Genomic DNA, 22,661 nt, shown 5'->3' with positions numbered 1-22,661 from the left:
TTTGTGAGATGTAAAATGCGTTTGTGCTTACATTTCACATCTTACATTACATTATTTGTTGATAGACGAATTCGTTTTAGACTCTTCCAGTTTGATTGCGTTTAGCTCTGTTTTCGCTTCTTCAACCACATCCGGATAATCTGTAAAATTATTGATTACGTTATCCAGAATATACGTTGCCTGATAGCTGTCTTTTAATCCGTAAAAGTTTTTCGCCATTAGAACCAAACTCTTCGCTCCATAATATTTGTATGCCGAATAGTTTTTTGCTAATTTCTGAACTGATACATTCGAAGCATCAAATTTGCCTTCTTTTGTTTTAAAATAAGCGTCATAATACAAAGCCTCTGCTGCTAATTCTCCTTTTGATGTTGTTGATAATTTCGCATAAGCTGCTTTTGCTTTATCTTCATCTCCGCTTTGCATTGCTGCCCTTGCCACTATAATTTGTGCATCTGCTTTTACGTTAGCATCTGCTTTTGCATTTTGTAAAACTTTATCAGCATACACAACCGAATTATTATAATCTTTTTTATCATAATAACATTTCATCAAATTAGCCTGAGCAAAATTCTGATTCTGAGCAGAATCAGATTCTTCGGTTAAGCGAACTAAAACCGGAATTGCTTTATCGCAATCTTTTGCTTTCAGGAAAATCTGAGCCAGTTTATTTAGTGATTGTTCCGTAAATTCATTTCTCGGCTGTCCTATTACATATTGATAATTTGAAATTGACTTTGTTTCTGAGCCTTCTGCATAAAGCAATTGTGCCAGATAAAAATTAGCTTCTAATGAATGTAGTCCTGATTGAAATTTGCTTACATAACCTGAAAAACCGGTAATTGCCTGTTTACTATTGTTTTGACTGTATTGCTTGAAAGCAGCATCATAAGTATCATTGTCTAGCTCGGCATCTGTAACTGAAACAAAATCCAGCGTTCGAACCCATGTTGCATATTCATCTACTTTTCCGGAATCAACATAAATTAATCTCGCTGTAGAAACTGCTTCCAAAGCCTCGGGAGTTTTTGGGAATTCAGCAGCTACTTTTTTGAATTTTGTCAAAGCCTGTTCGTCGCGATCTGAATTGTAATAAATCAAACCTTGTCTTAAAATTGATTTTGAAGTAAACGACCCGTTTTTATATTCTGAAATCAGCTGATCATAAGTTTTAATAGCCTGATCGTTCTTTTTATCAGCCACATACGTATTTGCTAATTCGAACAAAACATCATCACGATATTCGGATTTTTTATACATCTGAAGAAAATTATTTAACTCGTCAATTTTCTTGTCATTTCTGGACATGAATCCATAAGAAATCGCTCTTTGAAACTGTGCATAATCCGCATCAACACCTTTTGCACTGATTGCTTTTCCATAGGCCTCCATTGCCTGGGCATATTTTGAAGTTACAAATCGGCAATCTCCTAAACGCAAATATGAATCGTTTAAACGAACTTTATCACCGGGAGCATTATCAATCTGAGCCTGAAATGAATTTCCTGCCTGATCGTATTCTTTCAGTTTAAAATACGTGTACCCAATATTATAATTAATGTTTTTATATTCGTCTGTTTCTTTAGCCGCAGCTAAACCTGCGAACTGTTTATAACTCAATAATGCATTTCTAAAATCATCGGTTACATACTCAGACTCTGCTTTCCAGAAAGTAGCACGGGCTGTAAATTCAGGGTTCTTTTGTTCTTTAACAGCACCATTGAACATTTTTAACGCTTCAGTATAATTCGACTCGTTATATAATTCTAAACCTCTGTAAAAAAGTACTTTTTGGTACGCTAATTTATTTTCCGGAGTTCTGTTTTTTTCTAATAAAACCAAAGCTTCTTTGTAATTTTTAGTTGAAATATAAGAATCCACCAATAATTTTTCAACTTCTGAACGGCTTGAATTATTTGGATATTTTTTAAGGAAATCAAGCAAAATCCCCGGAACAGTTTGGTATTGATTCCCGATATCATAGCTTAATTTAGCATAATTTAAAGCTGCATCTTCCTGTATTTGAGCATTAAAATCCATTTCAGAAGCATTTTTAAACGCATTTAAAGCTTCTTGTTTTTTACCTGTATTCAGATAAGCCAAACCTAAATGATAATAGGCGTTCTGCGCTACAAAATCTTTACCTTCAATGATTTTATTGAATTGGGAAATCGCTTTTTCGTAGTCTTTTTGCTCGTAATACGCATACCCTAACTGGTAGAAATCGGTATTATTCCATTTTCCTTTTCGTCCTGCGTATTGCTCCAGATATGGAATCGCTTTACCGTATTGTTTTAGATTGAAATAGCTTTCGCCAATAATTTTATTCAATTCAGACTTTTCAAGTGCATTCGACTTCGCCATTGCCGCTTGTCCCAGCTCGATTGCTTTTTGAAAATTTCCTAATTTAAAATTCATATCAGCCTGAAAATAGGATAGCTTTTCCTTGTATTTTTCTTCGCCCGAAACCTCATCAAAATATTTAGTTGCTTCTTTGTAATCATCGCCTTCATAAGCCATAAAACCTAAATAATATTTGGCTTGCGAACCAAATTCAGGAGAATTCACGACTTTATTAAAATATGTTGTGGCTTCTTTTTTCTTTTTGGCATTGAAATAACTGTATCCTTTTTGGAAATTAAATTTATCCAGATCAGATTTACTCATGTAACTTTCATCAACCCTGTCAAACCATTGCAGTGCTTTTGGATAATCTCCCTGCTCAAAGAAATAATGCGCAACCTCAATATAGGCCTGGTTTTGCTTGGTACTTGTTGGATAATCTTCAACAAATCTTTCCATTAATTCATCAGCATTTGCCTGATTCGTTCTTATCGCGCAATTGGCGATGTAATACGCACAATCTGATTTAACTTCTTCTGTCGTGGCCTCATTTTTCACATTTTGAAAAATATGCTGGGCCGAAGCATATTGTTTGTCATTATATAAAGCCAGTGCTTTATCAAAATCCTTTAATTCGTAGGTATATATGGCTGATTTTTGTGCCGAAACCATAGCCGAAAAAAGGACGAATGGTATTAAAAAGAACCAGAAAATTTTACGCATTTTAATTATATTTAGTATTCAAATGTATCATTTTATACCGTTTATAACGAAACGTTTTAAGCTTTTATTATGAACAAAAGTTTTAAGTTTTTAATTTTTTATGCTTTATAAGCCTCAAAATACGGTTTGTAAATTTCCCAAACCAATTCGTTTAGAATAAGATAGTTTAGTGATAAAGTAGATCTTTCTATACTTTTGGCTATGAAATATTTTTCTGTTTAAATGATTAAAATTTATTTTGAATCCAACCGTTAACTTATTACTTTTACATTCAAATCAATTTTATCATGTCAGAAACCGTACTATCCCTTAAAGATGTCACTATATTTCAGGAAGGAAGAAGAATTTTATCACATATCAATTTAGAAGTTGAGCATGGCGAATTTATCTACATAATTGGAAAAACAGGTTCCGGAAAAAGTAGTTTCATGAAAACTTTATATGGTGATTTACCTCTTTCTGAAGGTGAAGGACATATTGTTGAATTTGATTTAGCTAATTTAAAAGAAAGCCAGATTCCGTATCTGAGACGTAAAATCGGAATTGTATTTCAGGATTTCAAATTACTTCCGGACAGAACTGTAAAAGATAATATGTTATTTGTGCTTAAAGCAACAGGCTGGGTAGAAAAAGAAGCTATGCAGCATAAAATCGACGAAGTTCTGGATAAAGTAGGTATGAAAGATTTCCTGAACAAAATGCCGCATCAGCTTTCTGGAGGAGAACAACAAAGGGTGGCGATTGCGAGAGCTTTATTAAACGACCCTGAGTTTATCCTTGCCGATGAACCAACCGGAAACCTTGATCCGCAAACAAGTTCTGAAGTTTTAGAAGTATTGAAAAAAATCAATGCCAACGGAAAAACCATTATTATGGCGACACATGATTATGCATTACTGATGAAATTCCCATCTAAAACTCTGAAATGCGAAGATGAAAGAATTTTTGAGGTTGTGCAGCGAAGTGTATAAACTTTCCTCTACTCTTTTTTAAATACTAAAATATCCTGAAAATCAAATAAACCTTCACAGGTTCTTTTTGACCAGTTTCCATATATTTTATTTTCCAGTTTTAGATCTGCAATTTTTATCATTTTGTCAATATACTTTTCATCGAAAGCGATATTGGCAGAAGGTACTTTTTCATTCATCAGCCTGTAATTCTCACGTTCATAAGGAAAATTGATTTTGTTTTTTTTGCTTGAAATCGCTTCTTCATTTTCATCATTATATAAAAAGAAAGTCCCAAGACATTTTCCACCTGGCTTCAAAACCCTTTGAATTTCATTAAAATAATTTTGTACTTCTAAAGGCTGCATGTGTGTGAAAACTGAAAACAAAAATATTGTATCAAAAGAATTATCTTCATAAGGAAAAACAAAATTTTCAGCCTTATCATCAGTAAAGTGATACAAATCATTGTTTAAAGGAATGTATCGAAAATTAAAATTAGGATAGTCATTGGTAATATGTTTTTTACACCAAATTATTCCTTTTTCAACAACATCAAATCCTTCATATTTAGCTTCTACTGACAAATATTGGGTCAGTGCAACAGCAGCTCTGCCAATTCCGCAGCCAATATCCAGTACTGAATGGTCTTCCTTAAGATCTGCATACTTATTTAGGAGTTCAAGATGATGCTTTCCTTGTGCTAAAAAATTGCCAGATCCAATAAAAATATCTCCTTTATTGGGAACATACTTATTTTTCTTTCCCAAAATATTATCAACAATATCAACCGGATAATAATATATTTTTCTAACCAGAAATCTTGATTTTGGCGAAAGGGAATAATAAATACTTCTTAAATTCATTTTGTTTTTTTAGAATTCAAAATTGATAATATATTTACAGCATGTTTTAATAAAAAACATTTCTTTACAAATATATTTAAATAATCGGTTTTTGATGCTTTCTATCCTTATTCCTGTTTATAATTATAATGCATTTCCACTTGTTTTTGAACTTCAAAAGCAGTGCTTCAATTGTAATATAAAATTTGAAATTTTATGTCAGGATGATTGTTCCAATAGTTTTTTAGTAGATAACAATAAAATAAATACATTAAAAAATTGCTCTTTTTCTTCAAATACAACCAATTTAGGAAGGGCACAAAACAGAAATTATCTGGTATCCAAAGCTACATTTTCCTGGTTACTATTTTTAGATTCTGATATGTTTCCGAGAGATTCCAATTTTATAGAAAATTATATTTTAAATATACATAATAACAGTCCTGCTATTTTTGGAGGAATAGTATATGAAACAAAGAGACCGGAAAAGGAACAACTTTTACGCTGGATTTATGGTCATAAGAGAGAGTATGTTTCTTTAGAAAACAGAAGAAAAAAACCTAATATTAGAGCATTAACTTCTAATTTATTATTAAAAAAAGAACTACTCTTGCAACATCCTTTTGACTCCACTATAACAAAATACGGTTATGAAGACTTATCTTTTCTGAAGAAATTAGAAGTCAATAAAATTTTGGTAACCCACATCGAAAACCCTGCTTTTCATTTGAATTTAGAAAACTCATCATTATTTTTAAAAAAAACAATAACAGCTCTTGAAAATCTTGTGCTTTTAGAAAAATCAAATAAAATATCAGCAACAGAGAGTAAGATAATTGCTGTTCAGCAAAAATTGGAAAATCTAAAACTAACAAGCATTACAGCTTATATATTTTCAAAAATAAAATCAAAAATAGAATCTAATTTACTTTCTGAAAAACCTTCTTTATTTTGGTTCGATATTTATAAATTAGGGTATTATTGCCATTTAAAATCATCTCGACAGAACTTCTTTAAATAATTCTTCCCAAAGGTCCATAATTTCGATTTTTGAAAAAGCAGATGCCTTTTTTACTGCATTCTTGGCTAACTGATTTTGCAATTCCTTATTTTTAATTAAAAAATCAAGCCTTTTTATATATAATTCTGAATCATTATCCGGAATTAGAATTCCATCTACATTATTCTCAATAAGGTTACCGGGACCAATCGGGCAATCAAAGGAAATTACTGCTAAACCGAAAGACATTGCTTCCAAAAGTGCCAATCCAAAACCTTCAAATCTTGAAGTCATTAAAAAAACTGAGGCCTCTTCGTATACTTTTTCAATATCTTTAACAGGTAATAACAAATCAACTATGTCCTGAAGCTGCAGTTTATCTATTTCATTTTTTAAAAACGTAGTATCTTCCGTAAAATCTCCGTAAATTTTTAATTTCCAATCTGGATTTTGTTTACTTACTTCTTTCCAAATTGGCAATAATCTATCTAAACCTTTCTCATAAGAATGCCTTCCTATTGCAATGGCAACTTTAGAAGTTAGAGAACTTTGCAAATTCGGTTCAAACCACAATGAATTGGGAATAATTTTAGCTTTATAAAAATTCCATTCAGCAGCACTTTTTTTACTTAGAAATATTACCCGATCGAATTTTGTAATTGCAAAAGTTTTAATTAGTAAATGTATTTTTCTTTTTAAAAATCTTAGCAAAGAATGTTTTCTATTTATGATTTCAGTTTTAGAACCATGAACCTCCAATAAAACAGGGACTTTAGTTTTTATAAACAAAGGAATCAGAAAGCCTTTCAATCCATTATCTGAAACGACAATTATCTCCGGACAATAATTATTAATAATCTTCTTAACAGTTTTTCTAAATTTAAATACATAAAACAAAGACTTCTTATTAAGTCTTAAATTATTAAGCTTTACTTTCTCATTAAATTGATAGAAAGTCTGCCTTTCCAAAACTTCATTGTAAATAATCGAAATTTCGTAATTACCATTTTCCACAAAATAATCCGATTTTTGAGCCAGTATTTTTTCCACACCGCCGGAAGTTGAAACTACGGAAGTTATATATAAAATTTTCATTTTTTAGTGGCTAAAAAAGCATTATAGTCTCGAATATAATCTTCTTCGATAAAAACATCAGAAGCCACGGCAAGGCAAACCGCTCCTGATGAAAAATTTTGTAATTCCCTCCAAATTCCTGTTGGGATTAGCAAACCTATATTTGGCTTATTTAGAAAAAAACTTTTTCTTTTAAAACCATCATCAAGAACAACTTCAAAACTACCACTTAGTGCTATTACAATTGACTGCTGATCAATATGCGAATGTCCTCCTCTATAGGCATTACTAGGAACATCAAAGAGGTAATAAACCCGCTTTAGCTCGAACGGCAATACATCATTTTGAAGAAATGCAAGATTACCACGAACATCTTCTATTACGGGTAAGTCTATTAATTGAATATTATCAAGCATTTTTTTTGTTTTGTAATTTATAAAAATCCTTTTTTCCTAATTTAGCATTTTTAATTGCTTTTGAAATTTGAGTTATTTTTAACTTTCGCTGTTTTAAATCGAAAAAAAGTTTTATTGCTAAATGAAATCTATAATTTCTTTTTAAAACTCTGGCTAAAAATGCTCCTTGTATGTAATACCTCTCCTCAAAATTTAATCTGTCAGTCGTTGTAATTGATGGATTTATTGCAATAACTTTTGGCATATAAATCAATTGTTGATTCTTTTTTTTTAAATCCATTAAAAAAACAGCTTCCTCTCCCATTGAAAAGTTGGCTCCCAAACCAAAATTGGTATCAAATTTAACATTCACTTTTTCCAAAAACACTTTATTTATAGTTATTTCTGAAGAAAAAATGCCAAATAAATCAAATTTAGTAAGATTGCTTTTGGTCTCTTTTAAATATTTCCTGAACAAATTTCCATCAGGATTTTCAATTTGAAAACCAGCCACAACAGCATTAGGATAATTATTATAGGTATCAACTATTAAAACATCAAATCCTTCTTTAAAAATTTCATCATCGTCTGAAATTAAAAGTATACTTTTTTTACTCATTTCTAATCCTAAATTCCGACTCTTAGAAAGCCCAATTTCATACGAATTGATTACCTGAACAGAGGAAAAATCCGAATTCAGTAAATTATTTTCAGATGTCTGATTAATTATCAGGATAGAAAAATCAGAAAAATGACCAAAAGGAAACATTGGAATTAGAAAATCTAAATTAGTTCTATTCATTGTTGAAATTACAATTTCCAAATCCTCTTTTTTAAATTCTTTTCCCAATTTGATAGTATATTTACACAAATATAAAAATTTATGGTTGCCATATGAAAATACTTTTAATTGGGGAATACAGCAGATTACATAACTCTTTAAAAGAAGGATTAAAGCTATTAGGCCACGATGCATATATTATTGGAGATGGAGATCATTTTAAAAAATTTGATGTTGATTTTTCTGTAAGACCATTTTTTTTTACTAATTATTGGCTTACCCGAAAATTCTCTGGGTTTTGCAGTAAAATATTGAGTATAGATTTGATGAAATTAGAAAGAGGCATCCGTTTTTATTTATTTTTGCCACAGTTAAGGAATTTTGATATAGTACAGTTAATCAACTCGGATGCAATTGAAACTTACCCTTTTTTTTCTAAACATTTGTTTAAAAAGATATTTTCTCAAAATAAAAAAGCAATACTTTTAGTCTGCGGAGATGAAACTCCAGTTATTGACTATTTATTGAAGAATGAACTCCGATATTCCATTTTGACTCCATTACTTTATAATCCAAAATTGAAAAAAGAGTTTTTATATTCTTTAAAATACACACAAAAAAATTATCGTAATTTATTTGAATTTGTTACCAAAAATGTTCTCAAGATAGTTACTTCTGATTTAGATTATAAAATTCCAATGGAAAAAATGGGGTTTCAAACCTGTTTAATTCCAAACCCTGTTAATACTAATAAACTAAAATTTAAACATTTAGAGACCTCAGAAAAAATTATAATTTTTTTAGGTATTAACACTGGAAGCAGTATCAAAAAAGGGACTGTTTATTTTGAAAAAGCTTTGGAAATTATTTCAAAAAAGTATCCTCAAAAAGTTGAAACTATAATTACCAGAAGTATTCCATATAACGAGTATATAGCTATTTACAATAAGGCACATATTCTTTTAGATCAGGTTTATGGCTATGATCAGGGGTATAATGCATTAGAAGCAATGGCAAAAGGCAAAGTAGTCTTTACTGGAGCAGAGACTGAATTTATGAACTATTATAAGCTAACTGACAGAGTTTGCATAAATGCAATTCCTGATGTAGATCACCTAGTCAAAGAATTATCATTTTTAATAGAAAACCCTGCAGAATTAATAGCAATTGGAAAACGAGCCAGAATTTTTATAGAAACAGAGCATGAGTACATCAAAATTACCCAAAAATATATTCAGATGTGGGAAACTACTTTTTAACATTAGTCTTTATTTTTGTTAATAATATCATTTATTATAATAGAACACTTCTTAGCCCCTTCATTATGTAAATGATCCGGATCATAAAAGTCATTAATTTGAAATCTTTTGTCTTTAAATAAATTTACATACTCAACATTTGAATTTTTCTTCTTAAATAAAATGCAGGAATCAAATATCTTATTTAACTTTTTTTGATTCAAACCTTTAGCATAAAAACCGGAAACGGGCATATTTACAATAATCACTTTTATATCCCTTGTATTACATATATCAATAATCGATTGAATCCTTGATAAATTTTTAGTAAAATCAACCGAATTATCTTCATGTTTAGTTACGATAACTGGAGCTATTTCTTTAATATTTTGTAATCTATTTTCTTTGATATAATTTAATGCAAATCCATTTTCATCACAATCTACAATAGTTTTTTCCAAGAAGTAACGTTTAACTAACTTTATATTAGTGTTGAAATTTCTGGTGGATGAAATAAAAAAACGTTTTGGATCTAAATTCGAAATTATGGGCACTTGTAAATCCATGTAGTATTGGTAATAATATTTTCGCCAGGTATCTTCACTTGTATCATCTAATTGACTAAGCACAGTATATTCAACATTCAAAATAACATATTTAAGTTTTTTTAAATTCTTAAAATGTTTTTCAAATAAAAGCTTATCAAAGTATAATGTCTGACTAATATTGGACAAATTGAAGGTTGGTTTATCAAAGAAAACAGGATTTAATCCATAAAAGGAATGTGAATTGCCTAAAATTAACACCTCAATATCATTATATCTTTCTTGTATATTTTGATTCTTAACAACATAGTTGTTTGGTATGAATCTATAGAACAATTCGATACCCAATAATATTACTATTAAAGGAAATAAAAACAATATTGTTTTAATTATAAACTTATTCATTAAAATTGAAAATATATAAATTGAAAATCTTTACCAATATGATAAAAAATCAAGAACACCAAAGTATAATAAAAACTAATTCTTAAAGGTTTTTTCCAATTTAAACAAATCTTTTCTATTGCAAATGAATCTTTTCTTCCAAGCCATTCAATGCAGATAAAACAAATTAAAAGAGCAAAGACCGTTTTTGGAAAAATATCAGGAAAAGAGAATAATGATTTTGAAAACATATTAGAAAAATAAAAAAATGCATCTTCCAAATTTTTAGATCTAAAAAAAACTCTTGCAAAAGATACCAATCCGAAAGTCAACAAAATATTGCAAAATGTAATGAATTTTGATTTTAAATTATTAACAGACACAATTTTTATATTTTTTCTATTTTTGTTTAACAAAAGTAAAGGAAGGAAATATATAAAATTTATTAAACCATAAAGAATAAAAGTCCAATTTGCACCATGCCAAAACCCAATAAGCATAAAGATTATAAAAACATTCCTGACTTGCTGTATTTTGGAACCTCTGGAACCTCCAAGCGGAATATAGACATAATCTTTAAACCAGCTTGACAAAGAAATGTGCCAACGTCTCCAAAATTCTGCAATATCCCTGGAAAAATAGGGATAAGAGAAATTCTGAAGCAAATCTATACCTAACAATCTGGCAGTTCCCAGAGCAATATCTGTATATCCTGAAAAGTCACCGTATATTTGAAATGAAAATAATAAAGCTCCTAAAAAAAGAGTACTCCCATTGTGATGAGAAGGGTTGTCAAAAATCAGATTTACATATTCTCCACAGGTGTCACCTATTACTACTTTTTTTACTAATCCCCATAATATCTGCCGTAATCCATTAGTAGCTTTATTGTAGCTAAAAAAACGGTTTTGCTGAATCTGCGGTAAAAGATGTGTTGCTCTTTCAATAGGCCCTGCTACTAATAAAGGAAAAAAACTAACAAAAAGAGCATAATCAATAAAACTATTTACAGGTTTTATTTTTTCTTTATAAATATCAATGACATAAGACAATCCGTGAAAAGTATAAAATGATATTCCTATTGGAACAATTATTTCTAATAATCCAATATTAGGTTTTAAGCCTAAAAGAGTCACAAAGCCAGAAAAATTATCAATAAAAAAATTGAAGTATTTAAAAAAACCCAGCAAACCTAAATTAATCAGTATACTTAGCCAAAGCCATAATCTCTTTTTTAGTTTACTACCTGAATTTTTATAAATCTTATTTCCTGTAAAAAAATCTAAGCATATTGAAAAAAGCAATAGTATTATAAAGCGCCAGTCCCATAAGCTGTAAAAGAATAAACTTACCGTTAATAAAAATAGATTTTGCTGTCTTAAATTTCTATTGAAAACAAACCAGTACAGGAGATAAACAACCAGAAAAAATAAAGCAAAAGTTATTGAATTAAATAACATGTAATTAATTTTAATATTTGTCAATAATATAACTATTAAACAAAATAATTATAATCTAAAATAAACTTCTCCTAAAATAAATAACCAGAACCAACAGGTAAATAAAATTTTCGAGAGCATGAGCTATAACTATTCCCTGTATTCCTAAATGAGTAACCAAATAATTACTCATAAAATATAAGACAACTAGCGAAAAAATTTCTGAAAAAACAAAAGCTTTTGTCATCTTTTTTGCTAAAAACTGATATCCTAAAATCCATGACGCCGCCTTTAGAAAGTCTCCTAATAATTGCCAAAAGAATAAAGTTGTAACCGGCAAAAATTCATTTGTAAAAAGCAACTTAATAATAAAAAAACGTACCAAATAAATCACTAATAAAAGTAAGGCAAAAAAAGGCAAAATATTTTTGTAAAAACTCCAAAAAATTTTTTTAGTATCTTCTCTACTTTCAGCTGAAGCCAGTTTTGGAAAAAAATAAACCGATAATATGGTCGTAATAAACATCATATAATAAGTAGAAATCCTGGTGATTGTTTCCCAGAAACCAGCATGTTCCAAGCCAACAACTTCAATTACGTTTGTTCGTATGGTTAGATATATTAATGGTCCAAAAATCGAAGAAACCAAAGCCATAAGGGAATAAGAAGACAAGCTTTTTATAATTTGAAAATCAACATACCGAAATCGGATTATGCTGAAAAAATTGAATTCTTTATTTACAAAGTAAAAAGCAACAAAAAACAATAATGCAGGAGAAATAACTATTGAAAGCAAGGCTCCCAATGTTCTAAAATTTAAAATCATAATAACTGAAACCAGTAAGCCTATTATATTTCCAATGATATTTATCCAAATTACTTTCTTAAACTTTCCTAAACCATTAATTAGCGAAAGTAAAAAAACAGAAACTGCATACCATGGCAAAGCCAATGCTATTGCTTTAAAAACTATCTGGTATCGAATATCTGTTCCAAAAATTTGACTGTTCCAAAACCCTGACAAAAAATACATGGCAAAACTCAAAATAACTGCAACTGTCAACAAGCTGATAAAAACAGTTGAAATAAGTTTTTGGAGTTGATCATTTTTCTCTTTGCATTCAGCTACATATTTTACAATTCCATTTTGAAATCCTAATGTTGATATACCTTCCAATAATGATGTAAAGTTCCTAAGATTACCTACCAGAGCCATTCCGTTTGCTCCAACAAAAATCGCTAATAATTTTGAAGTAATCACACCAATCCCTATCCTTAACAATACACTTAAACTATTTAGCGAAGTAATTTTAAATAAATCGGTTTGGAATATGTTTTTCAAAAACCCCATTTTAATATTTATTTAAAGCCTCTATTATGAAACTCACCTCATCATTAGTAATTACAGGGCTTATTGGTAAACTCAAAACTTCATTGTGTATCATTTCAGTAACCGGAAAAGATAAATGATTCCAGTCTGAAAAGGCTTTTTGCTTATGTGGCGAAATCGGATAATGAATCATGGTCTGAATTCCGTTTTTTGATAAATAGTCTTGTAAATGATCTCTGTGTTCTGTACGGATAACAAACAAATGAAAAACGTGGTTTTCAGAATAATCCCAAAATGGCAATTCAATCTTTTCGTTTTTTATTTCTGCCAAATAACGTTTAGCAATCGCTCTTCGCATACTATTTTCAGTATCTAAATTGGGGAGTTTCACATTCAGAAAAGCAGCCTGCAGCTCATCCATTCTTGAATTTACACCAAGGTATTCATTTTGATATTTTGCTTCAGAGCCATAATTCCTAAGCGATTGAATCGTTTTTGACAATTTATCGTCATTTGTCGTAACTGCTCCTCCATCGCCTAAAGCACCTAAATTCTTTCCAGGATAAAAGCTAAAAGCCGCAGCATGGGAAAGATTTCCTACCTTCTGAACTCTTCCCGATGATGTCAGATCTAAAACTGCACCATGTGCCTGAGCCGCATCTTCGATCACCAATAAATTATTTTGATTTGCGATTTCCTTAATAGCCGTCATTTCTGCTAATTGTCCATACAGATGAACAACTAAAATTGCCTTCGTTTTAGATGTAAGTTTTTCAGAAATTAAATCCGGATTAATATTGTACGTTTCTAATTTAGGTTCAATAAAAACCGGAATCAAACCTGCTTCTAAAATGGCTAAAATACTAGCAACAAAAGTATTTGCCGGAACAATAACCTCATCTCCTTTTTTCAGTTTGCCTAATTGAATATAACCTTTAAAAATCAAAACCAAAGCATCAAAACCGTTCCCTACACCTATGCAATATTCTGAATTACAATAAGCTGAAAAAGCATTTTCAAATATTTCTGTTTCTTTTCCTAAAATATACCAGCCATTTTCCAAAACCAATTTCAACTTATCCTGAAAAGCAGCTTCGTAAGGTTCGTTAATTTTTTTTAGATCAAGGAATTTTATCATTTTAAAACATTATCTAATAAATTATCATTTGAAGTTTCTAATTCATAAAAATCATGAACAACAATATTTGCTCCAAAACTTTCCTTCCAATAAGACAAGCCATTATTCAGCTTTCTGCCTTGATTTTCATTAGAAGATCCGAAATCAAAGAACTGCTTATTTTTAAAAACTTCTGTAATTAAATAGTACAGCAATAAATCAAGTCCTCCCAATCTATTTTTATCCCCTTTTCCTGAAATATATTGACAATGAGCAACAATCGAGCTCTCAAAAATAGTAGTTCCGGCTATAATAACTCCATTTTCATACACATTGAATTGACGTATTTTTTCTGGAAATAAAAGTTTCAATTTTGTAATTTCTTCTAGGGTATGAACTGGTTTTGCCTGATGTTTCAAAGTTAAATTTGGAATCAAAACAGAATTCCAGAATAATTCAAAATTATCAACTTCTCTTATTTCTAATTTATTCTTTTGCCCTTTTACAACTCCTTCTTTTCTGCCAGATGCAATCAATATTTTTTTGGACAAATCAATAACTCCCAAAGTATCTCTTCGAATTAATCGCGCTTTTACTAAAAATAAAATATAATTCAATTCCTCGGCCGGCTTTTGATGGTAAATCGAGGGAATTAATTTCAACTGTAATTTCTGAATAGCATTCTCTTTCAAAAAAAACAAAACGCTTTTAAAAATATCAATCACGGCTGACAACTTTAAACTTTCTTTATAAACCAAACCTCCATACGTCAATCCCTGATGTGAATAAAGAGTATTTCCCACTCTGTTTGCCGGTAAAACTGCTACTAATTTTTTACCTTCTAAAACCATTAAAGAATAATCCTCAAAACGATCTTTATGATATTCCATAAAATCCCGATGAAATAAAAACGTAGCGTTTTTGGCCTGAGCAATAAAGTCATTCCATATTTTATAATCGTTTTCAGTATATTTTTTTACTATATATTTATTCAATTTACTATTTATTTATGATCGAATGCCGGTAGATACCATTTGAATTTTACAGCCATCAAACGTACCGAAATTATAACAACTGAAGTCGCTAAATATAAAATATCTTTATCCAAATCCAGACTTCGCAAAGCAAAAAATACAATTCCGCCGAAAATACAAATCGTGGCATAAATTTCCCTTCTGAAAATCGTTGGGATTTCTGTACACAAAATATCACGAATTACTCCTCCAAAACAGGCCGTCATTGTTCCTAAGGCAATACAAATTACAGGATGCAGTCCAATTGAGATTCCTTTTTCAAGTCCGATTAAAGTAAAAACGCCTAATCCGATTGTATCAAATAAAAATAGTGAAGTACGAAGTTTATCGAATTTTTTTCTAAACAGAATTGCCAATCCAAATCCTAAAATAATCACATAAACATATTTCAAATCCAGCATCCATCCAACCGGAGTTCTTCCAATCAGAACATCTCGAAGGGTTCCGCCGCCAACTGCCGTAACAAAAGCTATTATAAAAACACCAAACGGATCCAGTCTTTTATTCATGGCTGTTAAAGCACCTGACATAGCAAACGCCATTGTACCGATAATATCTAAAAGGTGGAACATGATTATAAAGTTCTAAGATTCTAAGTAGCTAAGCTTCTAAGATTAAAAATATTTTTAATTCAACTTAAAATTGTCATTGATATTGACATTGTATTTTTTACATATTCTGTGTATAGAAATTATAATCTTTTAAAACAGTGCGGATAAAACCGGCCGGATCTCCAATCGACTGATTTTTGATTCCGGTAACACTTTCAATTTTATAAACTAATTTGTAAATAATCTCATAATCATTTTTGGCTTCAGCCCTTAAAAATGTTTCCTTTATGATACGCATATCGTTGTCTGACAATTTAATAACGAGAGGATAGGTTGGAACATAGGTTTCTTCTATTTCTTCTAAAATGGTATGGCTGATATTAATTTTATTTTTCAGGGTAATTACTGAAGTCCCTGCAACCATATCGCCGAGCCTCTGCCCTTTTTTACTTGAAACGACAGCAATCAAAGCTATAATTCCGTTAAAAATTGAAATATCTATCAGCCTGAAAAACCATCGCATCAGATAATCTCCAAAACCAGCCTGATAGCCGTCAATTTTAACCACTTTTATTTTGTTCAGTTTTTTTCCTATCGTTTGTCCTTCAAAAATGCTTTCAAGAGTAAGGGAATAAATCATAACCGGGAAATAAAACCCTAAAAGAATTGTGCCAACAGACCACTGATCTAAATTTTTAAATAAAAGATCCAGATTGAGCCAATTGAAAAAAATCAGGTAAACCACTATCCCATAGGCTATTTTGATAACTAAATCGATAAAATAAGAACCAATTCGCTCGCCTGCAGAAGCAGCTATGAAATTTATTTTAACATTTTGTGTTGTGTTTATAGATAATTCTGACATATTTTATATTTTAGCCTTCAATGAGAGAAGTTGCATTCATAAAACAAAATAAAGAAAAATGGCTGGAATTTGAACTGGCTATTTTTGGTAAAGCTAAAAAAAATCCTGATGAGTTAGCTAATTTGTACATTCAAATGATGAATGACCTGTCGTATGCACAAACGTATTATCCAAAAAGTAAAACAGTAATTTACTTAAATCATCTGGCATCACAGATTTATCAAAAGATTTACAAAACCAAACGAGCTGAAAAAAACAGATTTTTTGAATTTTTTAAAACCGAAGTACCTCTTCTGGTTTACGATTACAGGAGGTATTTGCTATATGCATTTGTACTATTTTTTGCCACCGTTGCCATTGGTGTAATTTCAGCTAGGTATGACCATGATTTTGTCCGTTTAATTTTAGGTGATGGTTATGTAAACATGACTTTGGACAACATCAAGAAGGGAAATCCAATGGCGGTTTACGGCTCCGGAAGCAATTGGGGAAGTTTTGTTGGAATCACCATGAACAATCTTTATGTAGGAGCCAGATGCTATATTTGGGGGCTTTTTGGCGGAATTGGGACTTTTTATATTTCGTCTCAAAACGGCATTATGCTGGGCGCATTTCAATACTTTTTTTTCGAACAAAATGTATTTTGGAAAAGTGTCCGCGGAATCTGGATTCATGGCGCTATGGAAATTTTTGCCATTGTAATTGAAACTGCTGCCGGATTCATTTTAGGAGCTTCTATTTTATTCCCTAAAACTTTTTCGAGAGTAAATTCATTTAAAATAGGCTTTAAAAATAGTTTCAAAATCTTTCTCAGTACATTTCCTTTTACAATAAGTGCCGGATTTCTGGAAGGTTTTATAACACGATATTCTATTGATATGCCTAATTGGCTTAGCAGTTTTATTATCCTTTTTACATTGGGTATTATCTCTTTTTATTATTTGGTTTATCCTTTTATTGTTCACAAAAAAACACAACAGCTATCAGCCAAATTGAATTAATGATATCCAATAATGAATAGAATTTTACTTCTTTTTTCTTTTTTCTTTTGCTTCAATATCCTGAGTGCACAGGATACTGTGGTTAAAACTGATCCACCAAAAGTCGCGTCAGTAAAATATACTGAGGCTGATATTTATGTCGATTCAGATACTATAGAGGCTAAAACATTTCCGAAAAATTTCAAAAAAAAATATACCGACAGTGATTTTGTATACGAACAAAAAATACCTGAAAAAAATTGGTGGGATTATTTTAAAGAATGGCTGGCAGACCTACTTAATGAAATATTTACTTTTAAAAACCCGCAGGCATCACTTAATTTTGTAACAATTTTACTTAAAGTACTAGCCATATTAATTGTCGTTTTTGTAATTTATCTGATTGTCAAGGCTCTAATTGGAAAGGAAGGAAAATGGATTTTCAGTAAGGAAGCGAAACAAAAAGTAGTTCATTACTCCGATATTGAAAAAAACATCCATCTTCTGGATTTCAAAAAACTCATTAAAGAATCTATTGAAAGAGGAGAAAAAAGAATTGCTATCCGATATTATTATTTATGGTTGTTAAAAGTAATGGCCAAAAATCATTACATCGAATGGGATATTGAAAAAACCAATTCCGATTATTTACACGAAATTAAAAACGCTGCTCATAAAGACGAATTCACCTATTTGTCATACGTATATAACTATATCTGGTATGGCGAATTTGAAATTGATGAAAGAATGTTCGAAAAAGCAGAAAACCGTTTTAAAAACGCAATAAAAACCTTTAACCATGGGTAAATCGATTAAAATTTATATCGCTATTCTGGTTTTGGTTTTTGCCTTAATTTTAATAGCAGGTGGCAATTCTCCTAAAAAGATTGACTGGACTCCTACTTATTCTGTGAATGATAAAATTCCGCTTGGATTATATGTTTTCGATAAAGAAATTGACGGTCTTTTAAAAAAACAAAAGATTGAAAGAGTTTCCGCTTTAACCCCTTATGAGTTCCTCGATTCAAAATATGTTCCGGATACCGTTGTGGGAACGTATAAAATAAAGGGAACTTTTTTTAACATTACAGAATTTGCTGCCATTGATGATCAGTCAATGACGGAACTTTTTTATTTTGTGTCACATGGAAACAATGCTTTCCTAAGCATGAAAACGTTCCCACAGCCACTTTTAGACAGCTTAAAAATTGACTTCAGAACCGATTTTCAATATTCTGACAGCACCTCAATTTGGCTGGCTAATAAAAACTTAGGAAACAAAAAATTTCATTTAACTGAAGGTATGGGTTCATACTATTTTTCAAAGATTGATACTTTACAAACCACAGTCTTAGGTTATCAGGCGAATAAGCAAAATCAAAAAAGAATCAATTTTATTAAAGTGCCGTATGTAAATGGCTATTTTTATTTACATACTCAGCCTGCCGCTTTTTCTAATTTCCATTTATTAAAAGACGATCATTATCAATACGCTCAAAGTGTACTTTCGTATGTTCCAAAAGGAAATGTTTATTGGTATACAAAAGGGCAAAACAGCGAGTCGATCTCAGGTTCTCCGCTGCGCTATATTTTAAGTCAGCCTGCTTTAAAATGGGCTTTATACTTATCTTTAATCGGAATATTGATTTTTATCCTTTTTAATGCCAAACGAAAACAAAGGATAGTCCCGATACTAAAACCATTACCTAATTTAACCGTTGATTTTACCAAAACTATCGGAAATTTATATTATCAGGAAGGCGATCACGATAATATTATTGATAAAAAAATCATTTATTTTCTGGAAAGGATCCGTAATGAATATTTGATGGATACATCGAAATTAGATGATGATTTTGTCAAAAAACTGCATCATAAGTCCGGAAAAGATGAAAACGACATCAGGGAACTTGTATTTTTAATCAACGAACACCGGAAAAGTTACCACGGAAGCCTCGAAGAAGATTTAATCCGGATTAATAATGCTATAGAGAAAGTTTTACATTAATATTTTAACTGAAATTCATCAAAAGAAAACATACGAAACATGGACGATATCAATACAACAGAAACCGAAATCACAAACGAAAATGTGAATTTTGAAACACGATTAAACTTAGCGCCTCTTTTAGATCATGTCAATAGTATCAAAAAAGAAATTGAAACAGTAATTGTAGGCCAGCACAAAATGATCGATCAATTACTGGTTGCTATTTTATCAAACGGACACGTTTTACTCGAAGGTGTTCCGGGAGTTGCCAAAACTATTACAGCCAAATTATTATCGAAAACACTTAATATTGGCTTTAGCCGAATTCAGTTTACACCGGATTTAATGCCTTCTGATATTTTAGGAACTTCGATTTTTAATTTGAAAAGTTCAGAATTTGAATTTAAACAGGGACCCATTTTTTCTAATTTGATTTTAATTGACGAGATCAATCGTGCACCGGCCAAAACTCAGGCTGCTCTTTTTGAGGTTATGGAAGAACGCCAGATAACTATTGATGGTTCAGCCTATCAGCTTGAAGCGCCTTTTTTGGTTATTGCTACACAAAACCCTATTGAGCAGGAAGGTACTTATCGTTTGCCTGAAGCACAATTGGACCGTTTTTTATTCAAAATTTCGATTGATTACCCAAAATTAGACGAAGAAATCCTCATTATCCAGAGAGAACATCTTTTACAGGATCATGGAAAATTAGAAGCGATTAAAACTATTCTTTCTGCCGAAGAAATAAAAGGATATCAGGCGCTGATCAAACAAATCAGGGTAGAACAAAATTTACTGGAATACATTGCAAGAATTGTAGTGAATACACGTGAAAATGCCTTTTTATATTTAGGAGCTTCACCTCGTGCATCAATCGCCATTTTAAATGCGGCCAAAGGTTTTGCTGCCATTCGCGGACGCGATTTTGTAACTCCTGAAGATATTAAAGAAGCTGCTGTTCCGGTTTTACAGCATCGTGTCATTGTGGCTCCGGAGCGTGAAATGGAAGGAATTACAAGTGCAGAAATTATTAAGCAAATTATTGAAACAGTAGAGATTCCGAGGTAATTATAATATTGAAATATTAAATAAAATGAAATTATCAAAATTATTTTCTCTGCTATTTATTTGGATTTTACTAGTTAGTCATACACATACAAATGATGATGCGCTTTCAATGCAAAAGAAGTCAATTAATTTTATAAGTGATAAGCAACAGCTTGAAACATTAATTCGAAAAACGTATGAATGGATTGAGACAAAAAGTGAAGGGCCCGACTTTGATGTTATTGAAAATCATAAGGGCGACAAATATATTGGCTTAAATTTAAAAGCTCATAATAAAAAATTAAATGAGCTTAAAAAGACCAACTTTTTTACGCAAAAATTTCTGGACAATTATAATAAGATTGGACTCAAAATAAACGATAATCTTAAAACTAATAAAATGGAGTATTTTGTTGGTGACCTGCCTCCATATGGCAATGACAGTAACATGTGGTGCGAATGTCAGGATAATCCGGATTTATATTGGAAAACACTTAAGTTAACTGATTTAAAGATTGATAACAATAGGGCTGTTTTTAATTGGATATGGACTGCCTGGAAAGACAGTTCAAAATACAAAGTTAGAGCCGTAAAGGAAAATGGAGTCTGGAAAATAGACTACTTGCAGGGCTTTGATTATGACAGCCTCACTAAAATATAGTACGAAAAACTAAATATTTTTAAATTGAAATTCATAAAAAGCCTATACCTTAACAACTTCTTTTTCTATGTCCTTTTAGGTATCATAGGACTATTCGTGTGCGCTTTTATTTTTCCGGTTATATACAACGGAATCTGGTTTCTTGTCCTGATTTTAATCACTTTTCTGGTACTGGATGTTCTGCTTTTGTATGTAGCCCGAACCGGAATTGAAGCTTCAAGGGAAATGCCTGAAAAGCTTTCGAATGGTGATTTGAATCCCGTAAATATTTCTGTCCAAAACCATTATACTTTCCCTATTTCAATTAAAATCATTGATGAAATTCCGTTTCAGTTTCAGGTACGTGACTTCAAAATTGAGAGAACTGTTAAAGCGTCTGCTCAGGATAAAGTTGGATACGATTTACGCCCAACAGAACGAGGTGAATATTATTTTGGAAATTTAAACATTTACGTTTCTTCACCTTTGAAACTCATTTCCAGAAGATTTACTTTCGATAAAGATAAAATGGTTCCTACTTATCCATCGTATATTCAGTTAAGAAAGTATGATTTACTGGCTTTTTCAAATAATCTGTTTCAATACGGAATCAAGAAAATACGCCGAATTGGGCATACCATGGAGTTTGAGCAAATCAAAGAATATGTTCAGGGTGACGATCTTAGAACTTTAAACTGGAAAGCTACTGCCAAGAAAAACAGCTTAATGGTCAATCAGTTTCAGGACGAAAAATCGCAGTCGGTTTATCTGGCGATTGATAAAGGCCGTGTGATGCAAATGCCTTTTAACGGTTTGAGTTTATTGGATTACGCCATTAATTCAGCTTTGGTTTTAGCCAATGTGGTTTTGAAAAAGCAGGACAAAGCCGGAATTTTCGCTTTCTCTAAAAAAGTAGAAAACAGGGTTTTTGCAGAAAAAAGAGGTTCGCAGATGCAAAAAATACTGGAAACCTTATACAACATCAAAACCGATTTTTTTGAAAGCGATTATAGCCGTTTGTATGTAGATGTCAAGAAAAACATCAACCAGCGCAGCCTGATCATCCTCTACACAAATTTCGAGACCATGGACGGATTAAACCGCCAGTTGCCTTATTTGAAAGGAATTGCAAAAAGTCATTTATTGGTGGTCGTATTTTTCAGCAATACCGAACTGAACGAAATCATCAATAAAAAAACCGATACCATCCAGGAAGTGTATGACAAAGTAATTGCCGAAAAATTCATGTTCGAAAAACGTTTAATTGCCAATGAACTGAAAAAATACGGTATTCATTCGGTTCTTACACAACCTGAAAATCTGACTTTGGATGCCATCAATAAATATTTGGAGATTAAGTCTAGGGGGATTTTGTAACGAATTGTGA

The 22,661-nt window shown here is 31.1% G+C and carries 21 protein-coding genes; 9 read left to right on the top strand and 12 right to left on the bottom strand.

The window, feature by feature from the left end; genetic code table 11:
* Positions 1 to 51: 51 nt before the first annotated feature.
* Positions 52 to 3,066, bottom strand: coding sequence for a tetratricopeptide repeat protein (locus OZP09_RS18595; protein WP_281309802.1), 3,015 nt, complete (start codon positions 3,064 to 3,066; stop codon positions 52 to 54).
* A 287-nt stretch (positions 3,067 to 3,353) separates the two neighbouring features.
* Here OZP09_RS18595 and OZP09_RS18590 point away from each other — a divergent pair, with 287 nt between their 5' ends.
* Positions 3,354 to 4,037, top strand: a complete 684-nt coding sequence (locus tag OZP09_RS18590) for a cell division ATP-binding protein FtsE (RefSeq protein WP_223681068.1) — start codon at positions 3,354 to 3,356, stop codon at positions 4,035 to 4,037.
* A gap of 8 nt (positions 4,038 to 4,045) precedes the next feature.
* On the opposite strand, the gene OZP09_RS18585 is transcribed toward OZP09_RS18590, so the two are convergent.
* Complete coding sequence (locus tag OZP09_RS18585) at positions 4,046 to 4,882, bottom strand: class I SAM-dependent methyltransferase (protein ID WP_269235153.1); 837 nt, start codon at positions 4,880 to 4,882, stop codon at positions 4,046 to 4,048.
* Positions 4,883 to 4,976: 94 nt separating this feature from the next.
* Here OZP09_RS18585 and OZP09_RS18580 point away from each other — a divergent pair, with 94 nt between their 5' ends.
* Positions 4,977 to 5,882, top strand: a complete 906-nt coding sequence (locus OZP09_RS18580; protein WP_269235152.1) for a glycosyltransferase family 2 protein — start codon at positions 4,977 to 4,979, stop codon at positions 5,880 to 5,882.
* Here the strand turns inward: OZP09_RS18580 and OZP09_RS18575 are convergent.
* The 3 genes from OZP09_RS18575 to OZP09_RS18565 are packed head-to-tail and all read right to left on the bottom strand — an operon-like array spanning position 5,856 to position 8,132.
* Positions 5,856 to 6,956, bottom strand: coding sequence for a glycosyltransferase family 4 protein (locus tag OZP09_RS18575; protein ID WP_269235151.1), 1,101 nt, complete (start codon positions 6,954 to 6,956; stop codon positions 5,856 to 5,858). The two genes, OZP09_RS18580 and OZP09_RS18575, sit on opposite strands and share 27 nt — an antisense overlap.
* A complete protein-coding gene (locus tag OZP09_RS18570; RefSeq protein ID WP_269235150.1) occupies positions 6,953 to 7,351 on the bottom strand; it encodes a sugar 3,4-ketoisomerase in 399 nt (132 codons plus the stop codon). The genes OZP09_RS18575 and OZP09_RS18570 overlap by 4 nt, the downstream gene beginning before the upstream one ends.
* Entirely contained in the window at positions 7,344 to 8,132 is a 789-nt protein-coding gene (locus OZP09_RS18565) for a glycosyltransferase family A protein (RefSeq protein ID WP_281309801.1), read from the bottom strand. The genes OZP09_RS18570 and OZP09_RS18565 overlap by 8 nt, the downstream gene beginning before the upstream one ends.
* Before the next feature lie 92 nt (positions 8,133 to 8,224).
* On the opposite strand from OZP09_RS18565, the gene OZP09_RS18560 reads away from it, so the two are divergent.
* The gene (locus tag OZP09_RS18560) at positions 8,225 to 9,370 is read left to right on the top strand and encodes a glycosyltransferase (protein ID WP_281309800.1); all 1,146 of its coding nucleotides are present in this window, start codon (positions 8,225 to 8,227) and stop codon (positions 9,368 to 9,370) included.
* 2 nt (positions 9,371 to 9,372) lie between these two features.
* On the opposite strand, the gene OZP09_RS18555 is transcribed toward OZP09_RS18560, so the two are convergent.
* From OZP09_RS18555 to OZP09_RS18525, 7 genes are all read right to left on the bottom strand, one after another.
* Positions 9,373 to 10,299, bottom strand: coding sequence for a hypothetical protein (locus OZP09_RS18555; RefSeq protein ID WP_281309799.1), 927 nt, complete (start codon positions 10,297 to 10,299; stop codon positions 9,373 to 9,375).
* Positions 10,299 to 11,738 (bottom strand): MBOAT family O-acyltransferase, encoded by a 1,440-nt coding sequence (locus OZP09_RS18550; protein WP_281309798.1) that lies wholly within the window; start codon positions 11,736 to 11,738, stop codon positions 10,299 to 10,301. The genes OZP09_RS18555 and OZP09_RS18550 overlap by 1 nt, the downstream gene beginning before the upstream one ends.
* 55 nt (positions 11,739 to 11,793) lie before the next feature.
* On the bottom strand, positions 11,794 to 13,068 hold the full coding sequence (locus OZP09_RS18545) for an O-antigen translocase (RefSeq protein WP_432419440.1): 1,275 nt from the start codon (positions 13,066 to 13,068) through the stop codon (positions 11,794 to 11,796).
* Position 13,069: 1 nt separating this feature from the next.
* Complete coding sequence (locus tag OZP09_RS18540; RefSeq protein ID WP_269235142.1) at positions 13,070 to 14,185, bottom strand: DegT/DnrJ/EryC1/StrS family aminotransferase; 1,116 nt, start codon at positions 14,183 to 14,185, stop codon at positions 13,070 to 13,072.
* Entirely contained in the window at positions 14,182 to 15,159 is a 978-nt protein-coding gene (locus OZP09_RS18535; protein ID WP_281309796.1) for a GNAT family N-acetyltransferase, read from the bottom strand. Before OZP09_RS18535 ends, OZP09_RS18540 begins: the two co-directional genes overlap by 4 nt.
* A gap of 8 nt (positions 15,160 to 15,167) precedes the next feature.
* Positions 15,168 to 15,770 (bottom strand): trimeric intracellular cation channel family protein, encoded by a 603-nt coding sequence (locus tag OZP09_RS18530; RefSeq protein ID WP_281309795.1) that lies wholly within the window; start codon positions 15,768 to 15,770, stop codon positions 15,168 to 15,170.
* A 97-nt stretch (positions 15,771 to 15,867) separates the two neighbouring features.
* Positions 15,868 to 16,614, bottom strand: a complete 747-nt coding sequence (locus tag OZP09_RS18525; protein ID WP_281309794.1) for an RDD family protein — start codon at positions 16,612 to 16,614, stop codon at positions 15,868 to 15,870.
* A 20-nt stretch (positions 16,615 to 16,634) separates the two neighbouring features.
* Here OZP09_RS18525 and OZP09_RS18520 point away from each other — a divergent pair, with 20 nt between their 5' ends.
* The 6 genes from OZP09_RS18520 to OZP09_RS18495 are packed head-to-tail and all read left to right on the top strand — an operon-like array spanning position 16,635 to position 22,651.
* Positions 16,635 to 17,615: a stage II sporulation protein M gene (locus tag OZP09_RS18520; RefSeq protein WP_281309793.1), complete on the top strand. Its 981-nt coding sequence runs from the start codon at positions 16,635 to 16,637 to the stop codon at positions 17,613 to 17,615.
* A 12-nt stretch (positions 17,616 to 17,627) separates the two neighbouring features.
* A complete protein-coding gene (locus OZP09_RS18515) occupies positions 17,628 to 18,401 on the top strand; it encodes a DUF4129 domain-containing protein (protein WP_281309792.1) in 774 nt (257 codons plus the stop codon).
* On the top strand, positions 18,394 to 19,602 hold the full coding sequence (locus tag OZP09_RS18510) for a DUF4350 domain-containing protein (protein ID WP_269235139.1): 1,209 nt from the start codon (positions 18,394 to 18,396) through the stop codon (positions 19,600 to 19,602). Before OZP09_RS18515 ends, OZP09_RS18510 begins: the two co-directional genes overlap by 8 nt.
* A 39-nt stretch (positions 19,603 to 19,641) precedes the next feature.
* The gene (locus OZP09_RS18505) at positions 19,642 to 20,655 is read left to right on the top strand and encodes an AAA family ATPase (RefSeq protein ID WP_281309791.1); all 1,014 of its coding nucleotides are present in this window, start codon (positions 19,642 to 19,644) and stop codon (positions 20,653 to 20,655) included.
* Positions 20,656 to 20,680: 25 nt separating this feature from the next.
* Positions 20,681 to 21,295, top strand: a complete 615-nt coding sequence (locus OZP09_RS18500; protein WP_269235138.1) for a hypothetical protein — start codon at positions 20,681 to 20,683, stop codon at positions 21,293 to 21,295.
* Positions 21,296 to 21,319: 24 nt separating this feature from the next.
* Entirely contained in the window at positions 21,320 to 22,651 is a 1,332-nt protein-coding gene (locus tag OZP09_RS18495) for a DUF58 domain-containing protein (RefSeq protein ID WP_269235137.1), read from the top strand.
* Positions 22,652 to 22,661: the final 10 nt, after the last annotated feature.

The sequence above is a fragment of the Flavobacterium flavigenum genome, from assembly GCF_027111255.2.
GTDB classification, from domain to species: Bacteria; Bacteroidota; Bacteroidia; order Flavobacteriales; family Flavobacteriaceae; genus Flavobacterium; species Flavobacterium flavigenum.
Note: the sequence above shows the minus strand (reverse complement) of the source record. Positions and strands in the feature narration are given on the sequence as shown.

Bases quoted from the DNA above. Each gene is read 5' to 3' on its own strand.
- OZP09_RS18540 (WP_269235142.1), bottom strand. From the start codon at position 14,185: ATGATAAAATTCCTTGATCTAAAAAAAATTAACGAACCTTACGAAGCT.
- OZP09_RS18525 (WP_281309794.1), bottom strand. From the start codon at position 16,614: ATGTCAGAATTATCTATAAACACAACACAAAATGTTAAAATAAATTTC.
- OZP09_RS18560 (WP_281309800.1), top strand. From the start codon at position 8,225: ATGAAAATACTTTTAATTGGGGAATACAGCAGATTACATAACTCTTTA.
- OZP09_RS18520 (WP_281309793.1), top strand. From the start codon at position 16,635: ATGAGAGAAGTTGCATTCATAAAACAAAATAAAGAAAAATGGCTGGAA.
- OZP09_RS18550 (WP_281309798.1), bottom strand. From the start codon at position 11,738: ATGTTATTTAATTCAATAACTTTTGCTTTATTTTTTCTGGTTGTTTAT.
- OZP09_RS18595 (WP_281309802.1), bottom strand. From the start codon at position 3,066: ATGCGTAAAATTTTCTGGTTCTTTTTAATACCATTCGTCCTTTTTTCG.
- OZP09_RS18570 (WP_269235150.1), bottom strand. From the start codon at position 7,351: ATGCTTGATAATATTCAATTAATAGACTTACCCGTAATAGAAGATGTT.
- OZP09_RS18510 (WP_269235139.1), top strand. From the start codon at position 18,394: ATGGGTAAATCGATTAAAATTTATATCGCTATTCTGGTTTTGGTTTTT.
- OZP09_RS18580 (WP_269235152.1), top strand. From the start codon at position 4,977: ATGCTTTCTATCCTTATTCCTGTTTATAATTATAATGCATTTCCACTT.
- OZP09_RS18575 (WP_269235151.1), bottom strand. From the start codon at position 6,956: ATGAAAATTTTATATATAACTTCCGTAGTTTCAACTTCCGGCGGTGTG.
- OZP09_RS18565 (WP_281309801.1), bottom strand. From the start codon at position 8,132: ATGAATAGAACTAATTTAGATTTTCTAATTCCAATGTTTCCTTTTGGT.
- OZP09_RS18590 (WP_223681068.1), top strand. From the start codon at position 3,354: ATGTCAGAAACCGTACTATCCCTTAAAGATGTCACTATATTTCAGGAA.
- OZP09_RS18530 (WP_281309795.1), bottom strand. From the start codon at position 15,770: ATGTTCCACCTTTTAGATATTATCGGTACAATGGCGTTTGCTATGTCA.
- OZP09_RS18505 (WP_281309791.1), top strand. From the start codon at position 19,642: ATGGACGATATCAATACAACAGAAACCGAAATCACAAACGAAAATGTG.
- OZP09_RS18555 (WP_281309799.1), bottom strand. From the start codon at position 10,299: ATGAATAAGTTTATAATTAAAACAATATTGTTTTTATTTCCTTTAATA.
- OZP09_RS18500 (WP_269235138.1), top strand. From the start codon at position 20,681: ATGAAATTATCAAAATTATTTTCTCTGCTATTTATTTGGATTTTACTA.
- OZP09_RS18545 (WP_432419440.1), bottom strand. From the start codon at position 13,068: ATGGGGTTTTTGAAAAACATATTCCAAACCGATTTATTTAAAATTACT.
- OZP09_RS18585 (WP_269235153.1), bottom strand. From the start codon at position 4,882: ATGAATTTAAGAAGTATTTATTATTCCCTTTCGCCAAAATCAAGATTT.
- OZP09_RS18515 (WP_281309792.1), top strand. From the start codon at position 17,628: ATGAATAGAATTTTACTTCTTTTTTCTTTTTTCTTTTGCTTCAATATC.